The organism is Micromonospora carbonacea (genome assembly GCF_014205165.1).
Taxonomy (GTDB): domain Bacteria; phylum Actinomycetota; class Actinomycetes; order Mycobacteriales; family Micromonosporaceae; genus Micromonospora; species Micromonospora carbonacea.
In genome coordinates this window covers 5610062-5625453 of record NZ_JACHMZ010000001.1, presented here as the reverse complement: position 1 = coordinate 5625453, position 15392 = coordinate 5610062, and the positions used below count along the sequence as shown (strand labels likewise).

14 protein-coding genes are annotated in these 15392 nt (G+C 72.9%); 5 read left to right on the top strand and 9 right to left on the bottom strand.

The features are described 5' to 3' along the window. Nucleotides 1-9: 9 nt before the first annotated feature. From HDA31_RS23485 to HDA31_RS23445, 9 genes are all read right to left on the bottom strand, one after another. Nucleotides 10-1191 carry an endonuclease/exonuclease/phosphatase family protein gene (locus HDA31_RS23485; RefSeq protein WP_178063550.1) on the bottom strand — a complete coding sequence of 394 codons (1182 nt, stop codon included), beginning with the start codon at nucleotides 1189-1191 and terminating at the stop codon, nucleotides 10-12. Next, the gene (locus HDA31_RS23480) at nucleotides 1188-2246 is read right to left on the bottom strand and encodes a glycosyltransferase family 2 protein (protein WP_178063551.1); all 1059 of its coding nucleotides are present in this window, start codon (nucleotides 2244-2246) and stop codon (nucleotides 1188-1190) included. Before HDA31_RS23480 ends, HDA31_RS23485 begins: the two co-directional genes overlap by 4 nt. A 45-nt stretch (nucleotides 2247-2291) precedes the next feature. Continuing rightward, complete coding sequence (locus tag HDA31_RS23475; protein WP_246384437.1) at nucleotides 2292-3281, bottom strand: UbiA prenyltransferase family protein; 990 nt, start codon at nucleotides 3279-3281, stop codon at nucleotides 2292-2294. Between the two features lie 18 nt (nucleotides 3282-3299). Then, entirely contained in the window at nucleotides 3300-4349 is a 1050-nt protein-coding gene (locus HDA31_RS23470) for an NAD-dependent epimerase/dehydratase family protein (RefSeq protein WP_074478530.1), read from the bottom strand. After that, entirely contained in the window at nucleotides 4346-5674 is a 1329-nt protein-coding gene (locus HDA31_RS23465; protein WP_219825083.1) for an aspartate aminotransferase family protein, read from the bottom strand. The genes HDA31_RS23470 and HDA31_RS23465 overlap by 4 nt, the downstream gene beginning before the upstream one ends. A 215-nt stretch (nucleotides 5675-5889) precedes the next feature. Then, a complete protein-coding gene (locus tag HDA31_RS23460; RefSeq protein ID WP_178063553.1) occupies nucleotides 5890-6873 on the bottom strand; it encodes a lysylphosphatidylglycerol synthase domain-containing protein in 984 nt (327 codons plus the stop codon). Next, nucleotides 6873-7880, bottom strand: coding sequence for a glycosyltransferase family 2 protein (locus HDA31_RS23455; protein ID WP_074478408.1), 1008 nt, complete (start codon nucleotides 7878-7880; stop codon nucleotides 6873-6875). Before HDA31_RS23455 ends, HDA31_RS23460 begins: the two co-directional genes overlap by 1 nt. Nucleotides 7881-8141: 261 nt before the next feature. Beyond that, nucleotides 8142-8375: a hypothetical protein gene (locus HDA31_RS23450; protein ID WP_178063554.1), complete on the bottom strand. Its 234-nt coding sequence runs from the start codon at nucleotides 8373-8375 to the stop codon at nucleotides 8142-8144. A gap of 40 nt (nucleotides 8376-8415) precedes the next feature. Beyond that, a complete protein-coding gene (locus HDA31_RS23445) occupies nucleotides 8416-9126 on the bottom strand; it encodes an AfsR/SARP family transcriptional regulator (RefSeq protein ID WP_178063555.1) in 711 nt (236 codons plus the stop codon). Nucleotides 9127-9328: 202 nt separating this feature from the next. Between HDA31_RS23445 and HDA31_RS23440 the strand changes: the two genes are divergently transcribed. The 5 genes from HDA31_RS23440 (at nucleotide 9329) to HDA31_RS23420 (ending at nucleotide 15281) form a co-directional block, all read left to right on the top strand. Continuing rightward, complete coding sequence (locus tag HDA31_RS23440) at nucleotides 9329-10279, top strand: UbiA family prenyltransferase (RefSeq protein ID WP_083302971.1); 951 nt, start codon at nucleotides 9329-9331, stop codon at nucleotides 10277-10279. A 126-nt stretch (nucleotides 10280-10405) separates the two neighbouring features. Then, nucleotides 10406-11488: a sensor histidine kinase gene (locus HDA31_RS33160; RefSeq protein ID WP_178063556.1), complete on the top strand. Its 1083-nt coding sequence runs from the start codon at nucleotides 10406-10408 to the stop codon at nucleotides 11486-11488. Then, nucleotides 11485-12168, top strand: a complete 684-nt coding sequence (locus tag HDA31_RS23430; RefSeq protein ID WP_074478413.1) for a response regulator — start codon at nucleotides 11485-11487, stop codon at nucleotides 12166-12168. Before HDA31_RS33160 ends, HDA31_RS23430 begins: the two co-directional genes overlap by 4 nt. Before the next feature lie 153 nt (nucleotides 12169-12321). Then, nucleotides 12322-13575: an AMP-binding protein gene (locus tag HDA31_RS23425; protein WP_178063557.1), complete on the top strand. Its 1254-nt coding sequence runs from the start codon at nucleotides 12322-12324 to the stop codon at nucleotides 13573-13575. Nucleotides 13576-13922: 347 nt separating this feature from the next. Further along, nucleotides 13923-15281, top strand: coding sequence for an RICIN domain-containing protein (locus HDA31_RS23420; RefSeq protein ID WP_074478417.1), 1359 nt, complete (start codon nucleotides 13923-13925; stop codon nucleotides 15279-15281). The last annotated feature ends 111 nt before the right edge of the window (nucleotides 15282-15392 follow it).

Here is a 15392-nt window from a genome sequence, read left to right as displayed (position 1 = left end):
GCGTGCCGGTCAGCCGGTGCCGGTGAGGGAGACGGTGAACCGCTGCCCGAGGTGGTCGGAGAGGCCCTGCGGGCCGACCATCCGGTAGTCGTGGGACCGCATCGGGCCGGAGACGAACGCCCAGTCCAGCCGCCACCACGGCTTGCCGTCCGGCCAGGACGCCGGGTAGAGCAGGCCGCTGGCCTCGGCCACGTCGGTCATCCCACCGGCGAGGTCGTGCAGTTCGCCCATCGCCGAGGTGGCGTTGAAGTCGCCGGCGACGAGCTGCCCGTTGCCGTTGCCCGCCAGGTCGGCCCGCAGCGCCCGGTAGTGGGCCTGCCGGCGGTCCTCCTGGGCCCGCATGAACTCGGTGAACTCGGCGTCGGTCGGGTCCATCGAGATGTCGAGCTGCACCGGCACGTGCACGTTGTAGACGGAGAGCACCCGGCCGTCGACGAGCACGTCGGTGCGGAGCACCTTGTGCCGGTAGTAGTCGCCGAAGTCCGAGTCCGCCGGCACCCCGTGCCGGACCGGGTCGGTCAGGTACGGCAGCCCGTCCAGGGCCCGCGAGGCCACGATCGGAAGGCGGGACATGGTGAGCAGCTCCCCGACGGCCACCACCTGGTAGTCGGGGAAGAGGCGGCGCAGCTCGGCGACGTGGTCCACCCGGACCGGACGGTGCCGGTCCAGGTCCCAGCCGACGTACTCCTGGAGCAGGTAGACGTCGGCCTGCTGGGCGGCCAGGTAGTCGTGGAAGCGCTGCGGGTCGGAGCCGTCGTACCAGTACTCGGTGTTCCAGGAGAAGACCCGGACCGCGCCGGGCGGGGCGGGGGTGGCCCCGCCGGACAGCGCGGCCGGGTTCAGGCCGGACACGTCGAACCCGATGACCAGGCAGCACACCGCGGCGACGGCGAGCCGGGCGCGCGCCGGCCGGGCCAGCGGGGCGAGGGCCAGCAGCAGCAGCGGCACCGCGACGAAGACCAGCGGCGGCATCAGCTCGACGGGCCGCCACCACCAGTGCCCACCGGTGAGGAACAGGAACGTCAGGAGGAACACCGCCCAGCAGGCGGTGAGCGCGGCGAGCCAGCGGGCCCGGCGCGGCCACCCCGGCCTGCCCGGGTCGCGGCGTCGCGGTGCGGCGGGGGTGATGACCCCGGGGGCCCCCGGCGCGGCGGTGGCCGCGCCGGGGACGGGGTCGAGCAGGAGGCTCATGCCGTGGTCCCGACCATCGTCGGGGACGACGGGGTGCGGGCGGACGACCACTCGGCGTCGTAGAGCCGGCGGAAGTCGCGGGACACCAGCCACTGCAGGGCGCCGACCGCGATGCCGGCGGCGATCGCCACGTTCGTGCCGAAGGCGACGGCGGTGAACACGGCCAGGAACGGCAGGCCCTTGCGGCGTCGCACGTGCCGGTACATCTCCGCGTCCGCCGACAGCGAGATGCCGAACAGGGCGGCGGTCAGCAGCAGCCAGGCGGGGTGCAGCACGGCCAGCGGCAGGCTGGCGAGCACGCCGAGGGCGGCCACCGTGCCGAAGGAGCGGGCCGGGCTCTCGAAGCCCTTGGCGAAGCGCCGCCGCCGGGCGAACAGCGGCACCCGCAGCCGGGCCCGGCGGTAGAGCTTGTGCAGCAGCGGCCACAGCTCGTCGTCGTCGTCGTGCCAGCCGCGGACCTGGTCGGTGACCATGATCTGGTGGCGGGCCGACATCCGCTCGCCGTAGTCGACCTCCTCGGTTTGTCGCAGCCGGGGGTTGAACGGCCCGACCTCCTCGAAGACCCGGCGGGGGATCGCGGTCAGCGACGAGAAGAGGAAGCTGACCTCGCCGAGGGACGCCATCCGCCAGCAGTACGCCTGGAGCACCCGGCACTCCTCGACGATGCTGTCGCGGATCAGCGGGTCCTCCTCGTAGATGCCGCAGACCGCGCCGTACTCGGGGTGGGCGGCCAGCTCGGCGACCGCCAGCTCCACCGCGTCCGGGCGCAGCGCCACGTCGGAGTCGACGAAGAAGAGGATCTCGCCGCGGGCCGCCGCGGCGCCGGTGTTGCGGGCGACGGCCACCCCGCTGTTGCGCGGGGTCTGGAGCACCGTCACCGGCCGCTGACGGGCCTTGGCCAGCGAGTCGTCGGTGCTGTGGTCGTCGACCACGATCACCTCGATCGGCTGGTAGGTCTGCCCCAGCGCGGCGTCGATGCACTTGCCGATGGAGTTGCCGTAGTTGTAGTTCGGGATGATCACCGAGACCAGCGGGTTCGCGGTCGGGGTCGTCATGGGGCTGTCTCCTCAGGAGGGGGTGGGTGAGGTGGGTCGGGATCGTCAGTGGGCGAGGGCGAGCAGGGCCGGGTGTTGGGTGACGAGCAGGACGCCGCCGATCAGCACGCCCCACAGCAGGGCGTTGACCAGCATCGCCCGGTCCTTCAGCAGCACCCGGGTGGGTTCGCCGCCGTCACCGTCGACGACGACCACCTGGAGGTAGCGGGCCACCGCGAAGAGCGCGAACGGGGTCGAGCCGACCAACGCCAGCGCCTGGTACGGGGTGGGGATGGTGGCCTGCACGTGGCCGAGGAAGCCGCTGATCGCGACCGCGGCGCAGAGCACGATCAGCAGGTCCAGGTACTGCACCGAGTAGCCGGCCAGCGAGGGGCGGTGGGCGCTGCCACCGACGGCCATCTCGTGCCGCCGCTTGCCGAGGATGAGCAGCAGGCAGAGGGAGAAGACGGCGATCAGCAGCCAGCTCGACACGGCGACCCCGGCGGCCAGGTAGCCCTGCACCACCCGGAGCAGGAAGCCGCCGGCCACCACCAGCACGTCCAGCAGCGGCAGGTGCTTGAGCCCCCTGCTGTAGGCGACGTTGAGCGTCAGGTAGGCCGCGAGCGGCCACCAGGGGAACGCCGGTCCGAACGCCACCGCCGCGACCAGCGCGGTGGCGATCAGCGCGCCGAAGGCGTACGCGGCGGGCACGCTCACCCGGCCCGAGGCGATCGGCCGGTTGCGCTTGGTGGGGTGCGCCCGGTCGCGGTGCCGGTCGTAGACGTCGTTCCAGACGTAGACCAGCGCGGAGACCATGGTGAACAGCAGCACCGCCCAGCTCACCCGGCCGAGGAGACCGAGGCCGAGCCGAGGGGTGTCGATCAGCACCAGCGGCACCACCAGCAGGTTCTTCGCCCACTGGTGCGGTCGGATCAGGGTGATCAGGTCACGCACCAGGTTGCGGTCGGTGGCGGGGGAGTCGGTGGCCCGGGCCGCCGTGGGGGCGGCGGCCGGGGCCGGCCGGTCGAGGGTCGGCGGGTCGACGAGGACAGTCACGGTTACCTCCGGTGCCGATCAGAAGATGGCCTTGGCCAGGCCGAGGGCGCCCTGCTTCCAGGGGTCCCGGCTGGTCCGGCCGGACGAGGTCGGAGCGGCGGTGCGGTTGTTGGCCCGCCACCAGTCGTAGGTGCGCAGGATGGCGTCGCGGTTGGACAACCGGGGGGTCCAGCCGAGGACGTCGCGGGCCTTGTCGACGCTGACGTAGGAGTCCGCCCGCAGCTTGTGGATGAGGCGTCCGTAGACCGGGGAGAGCTTGAGCCGTTGCAGCAGCTCCAGCGCGGCGACGGCGGGGCGCACCGGCACCGAGACGACGCGCTTGCCGTGGCCGGCGGCGTCCAGCACCGCCTGGAAGTCCTCCCGCAGGGTGGCGAACTGGTCGGCGGCGATGTTGAACGTGTCGTTGGCGACGTCGTCCGGCGCGTGCAGCACGGTGCGTACCGCGTCGACCAGGTCGTCGATCGCCAGCATCTGGATCCGCACGTCGCCCTTGCCGAGGACCGGGAAGTTGCGACCCTCCTCGGCCCACTCGAAGAGCATCGAGAACAGCCCCATCCGGCCCGGCCCGAGGAACGTCTTGGGCCGCAGCATCGGCAGCACCATGCCGGCTGCGCGGTACCGCTCGGCGACCTCCTCCGCGCCGGCCTTGGCCCGGCTGTACGGGTCGACCGGCTCCCGCGGGTACTCCTCGGTGGTGGGCACCACGTTCGGCAGCCCGTACACGGCGGTCGAGGAGACGTGCACCACCCGGGCCGTTCCGGCGCGGGCGGCGGCGTCCAGCACCGTCTCCGTGCCGCCCACGATGATCGAGCGGATCTCGTCCTCGGGGTAGCTGGGCAGGGCGGCCGCGGTGTGCACCAGGGCGTCCGCGCCGGCCAGGACGGCACCGACCCTGGCCCGGTCCCGCACGTCGGCGACCGTGTACTCCACGCCCCGCACCGGCTCGATCGGGTCACGCACGTCCAGGCCGCGCACCCGCCAGCCGTCGGCGGCCAGCGCCCGCACCAGGTGCCCGCCCAGCATTCCGCTGCCGCCGGTCACCACCACCGTCTTCGCGTTCTGATTCACCACAGCGACGACACCTTCTCCTTGACGAAACGGGTGACCAGCCGGGGCAGGCCCTGGGCGAGGGTCTGGTCCAGGCGGTCGAGGAAGTGCTCCACCTCGGCCGTGCCGGTCACCAGCGACGGGCCGACCACCAGTGGGTTCTTGCCGTTGAGCGTGTAGTACGTGTAGATGTCGTGGTCCCGGTAGAGGGCGCTGATGACCGCGCAGGTGACGAGCTTCGTGCCGAACTGCGGGTCCTTGGCCAGGCCGCCGGGCGCCAGCTTGGTGACCAGGTCCAGCACCCGGGGCGCGTCCAGGAACACCCCCCACAGGGCGCCCGCGCCCCGGACCTCGGCGATCGCGTCCGGGTGCTCCTTGGCGAGCCGGGCCAGCCCGGGACCCAGGACCCGCTCGATGTCGCGGGCCCGGGCGGGGAAGTCCTCCTCCACCGCCACGTTGATCGCCTCGATCGCGGTGGCCGTCTCCTCGCCGAAGCCGTAGTAGGTGGTGCTGGTGCTCTGCAACAGCGCGTCGTTGAAGCTCTCGTACGCCTTGTGGAAGATCGGCCGCCGGGCCACGTACGCGGAGATCGAGGACTTGCCGCCGCCGAAGGACTTCGACGTGGTCACCACGTCCGGGATCAGCCCCGGGTAGCGCATGAAGTAGAACATCGTGCCGGTCTTGCCCCAGCCGGTGTAGATCTCGTCGAAGATCAGCACGATGTCCTCGCGGGTGCACAGCTCGCGCAGCCCGCGCAGGAACTCCTCCGAGCACCAGCGCATGGTCGAGGCGCTGAACGGTTCGATGAGGATCGCGTACACGTCGCACTTGCCCCGGCGGTCCCGGGTCGCGTCGACGGCGGCCTGGACCGCGGCCAGGTCGTCGTACGGGAAGCTCACCACGCCCGGGATGCCGGGGAAGGTGAAGTGGTTCTGCGAGCTGCCGGTGAGGCTGCCCGAACCGAGCAGCTTGCCGTGGAAGCTGATGTCGCTGCGCATGATCGTGTTGCGCTTGCCGCCGTGGTACTTGTAGGCGAGCTTGACCGCGCCCTCCACCGCCTCCGCACCGGAGTTGGGCAGGAACGACATGTCGAGGTCGCCGGGGAGCACGGCGGCCAGGTTGTGCGACAGGGCGGCCAGGTACGGCGAGAAGTAGGTCTTGTGCACCTCCATCCGCTGCTGCTGCTGGAAGCGCTGCCGGGCGGCCAGGATCCGGGGGTGGTTGTGCCCGTGGTTGAGCACCCCGACGCCGCCGGTGAAGTCCAGGATCCGCCGGCCGTCCCGGGTGTGGATCCAGGGGCCCTGGGCGTGGTCGACCAGCTCCCGGCCGAAGCCGAACGAGGTCATCAGGCTGACCTGGCTCTTGTTGACGTGCTTGCGGTAGAGGTCCTGCACCTCGGCGACGGAGAGCTGCTCCGCGTCGTCGATGGTCAGTAGCTCGGTCATGAGGGGTCCTTTCCGAAGCGGGGTTTTCCGGAGGCGGTGGTGGTGGAGCGGTGGCGGTGGTGGAGCAGTGGTGGTGGAGCGGTGGCGGTGGTGGAGTCGGTGGGTCGTGCCCGGCGTCAGCCGGGGGTCGGGGTGAGCCGGGCGTCCGCCCCGGCGGGCGGGGTGGCGGCGCGGCCCCTGGCGGCGAGCCGGTCCGAGACCGTGACCGTGAGCAGCGCCAGGCCCGCCGTGAGCACCTCGGCGAGGGTGCTGAGCACCCGGCTGGCCACCGCCGCGGTGACCGCCGCCGGCAGGGGCAGGACGGTGGACAGGGCCGCGACCACCAGCACCTCCCGCACGCCGGCGCCGTCCGGCACGAAGATGGCGAACGTGCCGGCGGTGGTGGCCAGGGCGAACGCGCCGACCGCCGCCGCCAGGGCGGCGCGAGCGTCCGCGCCGAGCAGCACCGCGACGACCCACAGGTGCATCCCCGAGAGCACCCAGGACAGGGTCTGCCACCCGATCGAGCGGCGGACCTCGGCGGGCCGGTGCAGCGGTGCCGGCTGGGGCCGGCGGGCGACCCGGGCGGCCAGCCGGACCAGGGTGTCGAGCAGCCCGGGCCGGACGGCCAGCACCACCAGCAGGGCGACCGGCAGGAGCAGCCAGGCCAGCCCGGCGCCGGTGCCGAGCACGGCCGGGGCCACCAGGAGCCCCACCGCGCCGCCGGTCAGCAGCACCACGACCAGGTTCACCAGGTAGGTGCCGGCCATCCGCCCCCGGCTGACCCCGGCGGCGTCGCCGAGCCGGAGCTGGGCGAGCAGGCCCCACAGCCGGCCCGGGACGAACTTGCCGAGGAACCCGACGAAGAACATCCGGACGCCGGTGCGGGACGGCACCTCCGCCCCCACCGAGGCCAGCGTCAGCGTCCAGGCCCGCATGCCGCAGAGCAGACCGGCCCCGGTCACCAGCAGCGCGGCCAGCAGCCACCCGGCGGTGTCCGGCCGCAGCAGCCGGCCCAGCGTCGACCAGTCCTGCCCGCGCAGGGCCAGGGCGACGCCGCCGAGCACCGCGACCACGAAGACCGCCGTGAGCGCCGTGCGCCACGCCCGCCGCCTGCCCATCACCGACCCGCCGCGAGGGGTAGCGGGCGGGGGCTGCCGGTGCCGCGCAGCCGGGCGACCAGTCCGGCCGCCGCGCCCACCACGATGGCGAGCTGGGCCACCAGGTGCACGCCGACGAACCAGGCCAGGAAGGCCGTGCCGCGCTCGCGCCGGACGAACGGCAGCAGGCCCGGGTCGGCGAGCAGGAAGAGCCCGAAGCAGGCGAGCGGCACGGCGAGCAGCGCCGGGTGCAGCAGGCCGAGCGGCAGGGTGGCCAGCACCAGCGGGGCGGCCAGCACACCGAGGGCGGGATTGACCGCCACGCTGCCGGCGCGCATCCGGTGCGCCCCGGCGAACGCCGCCAGCGGCAGCGAACGGCGGTACTGCTCGCGCAGCATGTCCCCGAACCGGGCGCAGTCGTCGTGCCGGCCGACCACGGTGTCGGTGAGCCTGATGCCGGTGACCCGGGCGAGCCGCTCGCTGTACTCGACGTCCTCGGCGTCGCGCAGCTCCTCGTGGAACTGGCCGGCGGCGAGGAACGCGGAGCGCCGCACCGCGGCCAGCGCGAAGATCGCGGTGTTGACCCGGCCCACGCTGCGCCGCCGCCACCAGTGCGCGTGCAGCACCTTGTAGTGCTCGATCGGCCCGTCGTCGTAGAGCGGCTGGGTGTCGTAGGTGCCGTGCACGCAGCCGCAGGAGGGATCGGCGGCGAGCACCGCCAGGGCGTTGGCGATCGCGTCGGCCCGCAGCGCCACGTCGGAGTCGACGAAGAAGAGGATGTCGCCGGTGGCGGCCCGCGCGCCGATGTTGCGGGCCGCCGACACGCCCCGGTTGCCACCTCCGTCGACCACCCGGCACGGGTACCGGGCCGCGATGTCGCGGGACCGGTCGGTCGAGCCGTCGTCGACGACGATGACCTCGTACGGCCGGTGGGTCTGCGCGAACACGGCGTCCAGGCACGCACCGAGCGTCTTCTCGTAGTTGTAGTTCGGTATGACGACCGAAACTCTCTGCCCATCAGCGGCCATTCGGCCTCTCCCCCTCACTCCCGACGCCGTGGTCGACGTCGATGAATACCGGTGCCAACGACGTTAGGGACGTCGATTCCTTTGGCCAAGGTGGCGCATCCTCATTCGGGTGGGATTTCCTCGAAGGTGGAAGGTCCATCTACGACTATCAGCGCATGGTTCTTTCCCGCAGTGGCAGGACGGCAGAGAAAGGGGCGCCCCGCACGTCTGGCACGACGTGCGGGGCGCCCTCGGTCAGGGTGGCGCGGGTGCGGCTGGGGCTCAGTTGCGGTGCGCGGTGTAGAGCAGGATCGGGGGGCAGTCGTCGGCGATCGCCCGCACGCTCCGCCGCATGCGGTGCAGGGCCTGCCGCCACCGGCTGCCCAGCGAGCGGCGGGCGGGCGGCGTCGGGCCCGGCGTGGGGTCCGGCGTCGGCGGGCCGGCCGGGAGCTGGTCACCGGCGGCCCGGGGCGGCGCGGTCGGGGTCGGGTGCTTCAGCGGGATCGTGATGGTCATGCTGCTCCCTCCATGGGTTGCGGTCGGTTCCTTCCGGTGGTCACACCTGCGCCAGCCGGCTCTGGGCGAGCTCGTCCCAGCGCAGCGCCGCCCCGGTGATGCCGAGCCGGCGGTGGCAGTCGGCCAGGACGGTGAAGGCCGCCGGGTCGTACGGGTCCACCTCCAACGCCCGGCGGTTCCAGCGGATCGCGGCCCACCAGTCCCCGGTATCCAGGGCCAGGTCGCTGAGGAGCCGCAGGGCGTGCAGGGCGCGGACCCGGCACCACTCCCGCTCGGCCACCGCCCACTCCGCGTCCTGGTTGGGCAGCAGGTCGCCCCGGTAGACCTCCAGCGCGCGCCGCAGGTGCCCAGCGGCCAGCGTCCGGTCGCCGCCGGCGACCGCGGCGGTGGCGGCGGTCATCCGCCGTTCGAAGGTGGCCACGTCGATCCGGAGGTGGTCGGCCTGGAGCAGGTAGCCGCCGTCCACCGAGGCGATCCGCACCGGCGAGTGCCGTTCGCCCGGTACGCAGAGGGCGCGGCGGGCCCCGTGCACCGCGGCCTTCACCGAGGTGACGCCGGCAGACGGGGGCAGGTGCGGCCACAGCGCCGAGCGGAGGGTGTCCCGGCTGACCGGTCGGCCCCGGTGCAGCAGCAGGTATTGCACGAGCGCCTGGGACTTGCCGGCCCGCCAGTTGGTGACGGTTCGGCCGTCGATGGTGATCCGAAATCCGCCGAGCAGTTCGGCGCTCGACGTGACTGCGATGTCTGACATAGTGTTCCACCACGCTCTGTCGTCCACTGGGCTGTGGGTGCCCTGCCGACCGTAAATAGCCTGCGCGGCGGAGGCCAAGGTGGCGCAGTCAATGTGGCCACGGAAGTGTCAATAGGTAGTAGGGGGTCTGCTACCTACGTCGTAGGCGTAAGTGAGTGGGTCGGGTGAACCGGGTAACGCGTTTCGCGTCCACGATATTCACATGACCTACCACTCGGTAATTCGGTTCGACCGGTACACCCGGTCCGTCGGTGTCGTGCGGCCGTCGTCGGTGGCGGTCTTGGAAGGCTGCCAGCACGTGGTGGCGAGTTGGCGGGAGGCCCGCCCCGTCGTCCAGGTCGTCTTCCAGTTGCGCTTCCTCGCGGGTGCGGCCGTGGCCGCACCGCAGGCGGTGCTGACCCGGCCCGGCTCGCTGCTGGCCGGCGCGTTCGCCTGGCTCTGCGCGACCTGGTTCGTGTACCTGCTGAACGGGCTCTCCGACCAGGTCGAGGACCGGCGTAACGGCTCGCCGCGACCGCTCGCCACCGGGGCGCTCCCGATCGGCGTGGCCCGGCGGATCGTGGTGGCCCTGGCCGGGCTCGCCCTCCTGTCGGCGGCGACGGTCTCGACGCGCCTGGTCGGGCTGGTGGCGCTGATGTTGGCCCTCGGCTGGCTCTACTCGGCCGGTCCCCGGCCGCAGAAGGGCAACATGTTCGGCTTCGTGCTGGTGGTGGTGTCGGGTGGGATCGTCACCTACCTGGCCGGCGCCGCCGCGTCGGGCGGGCCGGTGGGCCCGGAGCTGGTCGTGCTGTCGGTCGCGATGTCGCTGTGGATGGCGCTGGGCGGCACCACCAAGGACCTCTCCGATGTGGCCGGTGACCGGGCGGCCGGCCGGCGCACCCTGCCGGTGCTGCTGGGCGACCGGGCCGCCCGCCGGTTGATGGCCGTCCTGGTGGTGGTGGCCGGCGGCGTGCTGCTGTCGGGCGCCCTGGTGGTGGCCCCGGTGCTGATCCTGCCGGCGGTGGTGCTGGCGATCGGCGCGACGGGGGTGGTCGGTTGCCTGCTCACCGGGGCCGGTGCCACCGGGCGGTGGCTCCAGCGCCGCCCGTACCGGCTCTTCATGGTCAGCCAGTACGCCGTGCACCTGAGCGTGCTGGGGTTCCTCCCCGCCTGACGGCGGGCCGGGCGGCGACGGCAGTGTCGGAAGTGGACGGTTATCTTCGTCACTGCCCGCCAAGGGTCTACGCTCCGCTACAGGCACGCTACCGTGGTAGCCTCTGGCGAGACAGCGGGGGGGTCCGTGGCGAATCCGTACGCGATGCAGCCCGTGGCCGAGGCCGAACTGTCCTCGATGGCGCGCGAGATCGTCGAAGCGTTTCAGCAGTCACTGCATCAGCAGGAAAGTGACCTGGCCAACGGTCCCGACGTCCTGGCGCAGCTCGCGGCACAGGTGCAGGCGGTGCTCAGCGACGTCGCGGCCCGGGTGTCCATGACGGAGGCGCCACCGATGGATCTGGTCGGCGAGGCCCGGTTGTTCGCCGTCGACATCGGTGCCGACCGGGCCCGGCGCGGCATTCACCCGGTCCAGTCGCTCCGCGCCGCGACCACGCTCTTCGAGGTGATGCTGCCGATCATCACGCGTGGCCTGCCGGCCGCGGACAGCGCCGGGGCGCTGCGGCTCAGCCGCGCGCTGCACGAGGCGATCATGGCGCGGGTCGCGCTGGCCTCGCTGTCGTACGTGGGCTTCCTGATGGAGAAGCTCCAGGCGTCCCGGCAGGAGGAGCGCACCCGGATCGCCCGCGAGCTGCACGACCGGGTGCTGCACGAGATGGGGCTCACCCTGCACCGGCTCGACCTGCACCGGCACTACGCCGACCGCGACCCGGAGCAGGCCCGCGCCAAGATCGATTCGGCCATCGAGTCGCTGGACGAGGCGGTCCGCACGGTGCGCGGCCTCTCCGCCGAGCTTCGTCGTTCCGTGGGCGAATACGGCCTGGAGCGCACCCTGCGCGGCTACCTGGAGGCCAACGTCCCGCCCGCGGTGCAGTTCTCGCTGCTGACCAACGGCGATCTCAAGGTCCTCCCGCCCGACGTGCTGGAGGAGCTCTACCTGATCCTGCGGGAGGCCGCCCGCAACGCGTTGCGGCACGCCGAGCCGAGCCGGCTGGACATCGCGGTGGACGTGGGGGACAACGCGGTGGCCGCCATGGTGGTCGACGACGGGTGCGGCTTCGACACCACTGATCCGGAGCGCGCCCGGGGCGGCCTGCCGTCGATGTTCGAGCGGGCCCTGTTGCTGCACGGGCAGGTCGAAGTGATCAGCGCGCCCGGTCAGGGCACCCGCGTCGAGGTGCGGATCCCCTTCGCCGAGGCGGGCCTGTGACCGACGCGGACCGGCCCCAGATCCGGGTGTGCCTGGCCGACGACCACACCCTGCTGCGCGACGGCATCCGGGAGATGCTCTCCACCGAGCCGGAGTTCGCGGTGGTCGGTGAGGCGTCCTCCGGCCCGGAGGCGCTGGCCCTCGTGATGCGCCTGCGCCCGGACGTCCTGCTGCTCGACGTGGAGATGCCGGGTCCGGGCGCGGCGGCGGTGATCCGGCAGGCCCGGCGGGTGGCGCCGGAGACCCGGGTGATCGTGTTGACCATGCACGACGACCCGGACATGGTGCACGATCTGTTGGAGGCCGGTGCCGTGGCGTACCTGCTCAAGACGATCCTGCGAGACGACCTGGTCGCCGCGGTGCGCTCGGTGGTCCGCCGGCCCACGCAGAGCGTCCTGCTGGCGGTCTCCCGCGAGACGGTGGAACGGCTGGACCGGCAGAAGCCGCGGACGAACGGCACGCCGTTGACCTCGCGGGAGCTGGAGGTCCTCCGGCTCACCGCGGAGGCGATGAGCAACGCGCAGATCGCCAGCCGGCTCTTCATCACCGAGGCGACGGTCAAGCGGCACCTCACCAACATCTACGCCAAGCTGCAGGCGGTGTCCCGGGTGGACGCGATCCGCAAGGCGACCGCCGCCCGGCTGATCAAGCCGATGGACGACCGGCCGAGCGCCCGCTGACGACCGCGACACGCATCGTGAGGCATGACCGAGCCATGACCGGGGTCCCCTAGGTTGGTTCGGTCGGATGTCGTCGAGGTTTCGCCCGGTGTTCTCCCGGCCTCGCGCCGGCGGGATGTATGCCGGGCCAGTCTCCGGAACTGGGAGAGCCGCATGTCTCGGTGGAGGGAGTCCCGCTACTTTCAACTGGTGGTCAGCCAGGCCCGGGATTTCGCGGTCTGGCCCATCGGTCGACGGCCGCCCGCCGGGTGGCGGGTCGTGCCGTTCGCCGGCACCATCCAGGCCTGCGGCCGGCAGGTGGCGGAGCTGACCGGCGTGTCGCGGGCCGGCGACGCGGCACGCTCCCTCGCGACCGACGTCAGCCTCGTCGGCCTGCTCCGCAAGGCGGCGGGGGAGCAGCCCGATGCGCCGGCGCTGTGCGTCGGCGACCTGCGGCTGTCCTACCGGCGGTTGTGGGAGTCGATCGACGACGCCGCCGACCGGCTGACCGCCGCCGGCGCCGGCCCCGGCAGGCGGGTGGCCGTCGTCGGCGAGCGCGCCGAGGATCTGGTCGCCGCGGCGCTGGCGGTGCTGGCGGCCGGAGCCACCTGTGTCCTGTGCGTCGGCAGCCGCCCGGACGCGGCGGTGCGGGAGGCGCAGCCGGAGCTGGTGCTGACCCCGGCGGGAGCGGCTGCGCCCGACGGCTGGCCGGTGGTCCGGCAGCGCTGGCGCAGCGTGACCGGGGCGTTCTGGCAGGCCCATGGCCGCACCGGGCCGGCGATCGGCGCGCCGCCGGGGGAGGAGTCCGGACCGTCCCTGGTGGTGCCGCTGGCCGACGGCGCGGTGGGGGTGGTGTGGCGCGGTGCGCAGCTGAGCTGGTTGTCCGGGGCCTGCGGCCTGCCTCCGTCGGCCCACGGGGACCGGCTGAGCGTGCCGGCCTCGGCGGGCCCGCTGGTCGGCGTGGTGGCGGCGACCCGCGCCCTGCTGACCGGCGCGGAGCTGCTCCTGCCGGCGGCGCAGGCGCCGGGCACGGGCGGCCGGGGTGACGACACGGCGGGGCCGGCACGGTGGTCGCTGCACATCGACCGCAGCACCGGCCTGGCCGAGAGGACGGAACTGTTCGGCTTCGCCGAGACCTCGATGATGGCGGCGGTCGCGCCGGAGGGTGAGGTGTTGACGCCGCTGCCGCAGCACCGGTGGCACGTCCTCGACCCCGGCTTCGGGCCGGTGCCGACGGGGGAGGTCGGGGAGCTGTTCCTGGGCGGCCCCATGCTGGCCGTCGGGTACCTCGACCGGCCGGACCTGACCCTGGCCCGGTTCCTGCCCGATCCGCTGGGCGCGCCCGACGGCAGCCGGATGTTCCGGACCGGGTGTCGGGCGCGGTGTCTGCCGGGCGGCGGGTTCGTGCTCGTCGACGGGGAGGACTGAGCGCGGGTCGACCGGCCGCAACCCGCCGGACATGGCATTGACATATCTCACTCGATGGCTCTAGGGTCTTGCCGAATCGGTTCGACGCCAGCGGACGGTCCGGGTTGCGTCCGGCTCCGCGCGGTGCGGATGCCGTCGACGATTCGAAGACCACCTGGTCCCGCCTGGGCAGCGAGACCAGAGATGGAGCCTGCGGACGCGGAGCCGGGCACCGCGGGCACGTCGTGCGCCTCTCCCCGCGTTCCCCCAGTGGTGGGCGTGGTCGGGAGCGGCAGTCGTGGCGTCAGGGGGCTCCCCGTGGACCCCCGCACCCGAAGCAGTCCGAGCCGAGTGGCAGGAGCCCATCGATGGCGAAGCGCAGACCAATTCTCGGAACCATCGCGGCGGCGGCGATGCTCGTCGCCGGCGTGAGCGCGACGGCGCTGGCCGGAGGCCTGAGCGGAACCGCCTCGGCCGCGGGCGTCGGGGCGGCCGCGGCGACCGCGGGGTGCGGCAAGGCGCCCACGTTGACCAGCGGCCAGCGGTCCATCCAGAGCAGCGGCCAGAACCGCAGCTTCATCCTGCGGATCCCCGACAACTACGACCGGAACCACCCCTACCGGTTGATCTTCGGCTTCCACTGGAACGGGGGCACCGCCAACGACGTCGACTCCGGCGGGACGGACGGGGCGGCCTGGTCCTACTACGGGCTGCGCCAGCAGGCGAACAACAGCACGATCTTCGTCGCGCCCCAGGGCAACGGCAACGGCTGGGCCAATCCCGGCGGCCAGGACGTCACCTTCGTCGACGACATGATCAGGCAGATCGAGGCGGACCTGTGCGTCGACACGACGCAGCTGTTCGCGCTCGGCTTCAGCTACGGCGGAGGCATGAGCTACTCGCTGGCCTGCTCCCGGGCGACCGTCTTCCGCGCCGTCGCGGTCTACTCGGGCGGGCAGCTCAGCGGCTGTAGCGGCGGCACCCAGCCGATCGCGTACATGGGGATCCACGGCATCGGGGACCCGGTGCTCAACGTCTCCGCCGGCCGGTCCCTGCGCGACACGTTCGTGCGCAACAACGGGTGCACGGCGCAGAGCCCGCCCGAGCCGAGGGCGGGCAGCCTGACCCACATCACCACCACCTACTCCGGCTGCCGGTCCGGCTATCCGGTGGTGTGGGCCGCGTTCGACGGCGGTCACACCCCCGGCCCCGTGGACGGCGGCGGCGACAGCGGGGTCCGGACCTGGACCAAGGGCGAGGTGTGGCGGTTCTTCACCCAGTTCGACGGCACGGGCCCGAGCCCGTCGCCCACCGTCAGCCCGACCACGCCGCCGCCGGGCGGCACCACGCCCGTCCGCAACTCCGCCGCCGGCCGGTGCCTGGACGTCAACGGCGCCTCGCAGACCAACGGCGCCGCGGCGATCATCTGGGACTGCCACGGCCAGAGCAACCAGGCCTGGACCTCGACCGCGGCCCAGGAGCTGCGGGTCTTCGGCGGCAAGTGCCTCGACGTCAACGGCGGCGGCACCGCGAACGGCAGCTCGGTGATCATCTGGGACTGCAACGGCCAGTCCAACCAGCGGTGGCGGTTCAACGCCGACGGCACGATCACCGCTGTCGGTTCGGGCCGGTGCCTGGACCTGGTCAGCGGCGGCACGGCCAACGGAACGCGCACCCAGATCTGGGACTGCACCGGGGCGGCCAGTCAGCGGTGGAGCCGCAGCTGAGTCGCTGAACGTCGCGGACGAAACGGTGGATCCGGCGGGGCCCCGGCAGGCTATACATTGACGATAGTCGATTCATAAGGTCAACTTGTCGACGTGGTGGGCCGCTGGCGG

Excerpts from the sequence above, each read along its gene's own strand:
- HDA31_RS23455 (WP_074478408.1), bottom strand. The coding sequence starts at position 7,880 with ATGGCCGCTGATGGGCAGAGAGTTTCGGTCGTCATACCGAACTACAAC.
- HDA31_RS23425 (WP_178063557.1), top strand. The coding sequence starts at position 12,322 with ATGTCTCGGTGGAGGGAGTCCCGCTACTTTCAACTGGTGGTCAGCCAG.
- HDA31_RS23420 (WP_074478417.1), top strand. The coding sequence starts at position 13,923 with ATGGCGAAGCGCAGACCAATTCTCGGAACCATCGCGGCGGCGGCGATG.
- HDA31_RS23465 (WP_219825083.1), bottom strand. The coding sequence starts at position 5,674 with ATGACCTCGTTCGGCTTCGGCCGGGAGCTGGTCGACCACGCCCAGGGC.
- HDA31_RS23485 (WP_178063550.1), bottom strand. The coding sequence starts at position 1,191 with ATGAGCCTCCTGCTCGACCCCGTCCCCGGCGCGGCCACCGCCGCGCCG.
- HDA31_RS23460 (WP_178063553.1), bottom strand. The coding sequence starts at position 6,873 with ATGGGCAGGCGGCGGGCGTGGCGCACGGCGCTCACGGCGGTCTTCGTG.
- HDA31_RS23450 (WP_178063554.1), bottom strand. The coding sequence starts at position 8,375 with ATGACCATCACGATCCCGCTGAAGCACCCGACCCCGACCGCGCCGCCC.
- HDA31_RS23445 (WP_178063555.1), bottom strand. The coding sequence starts at position 9,126 with ATGTCAGACATCGCAGTCACGTCGAGCGCCGAACTGCTCGGCGGATTT.
- HDA31_RS23480 (WP_178063551.1), bottom strand. The coding sequence starts at position 2,246 with ATGACGACCCCGACCGCGAACCCGCTGGTCTCGGTGATCATCCCGAAC.
- HDA31_RS23440 (WP_083302971.1), top strand. The coding sequence starts at position 9,329 with ATGACCTACCACTCGGTAATTCGGTTCGACCGGTACACCCGGTCCGTC.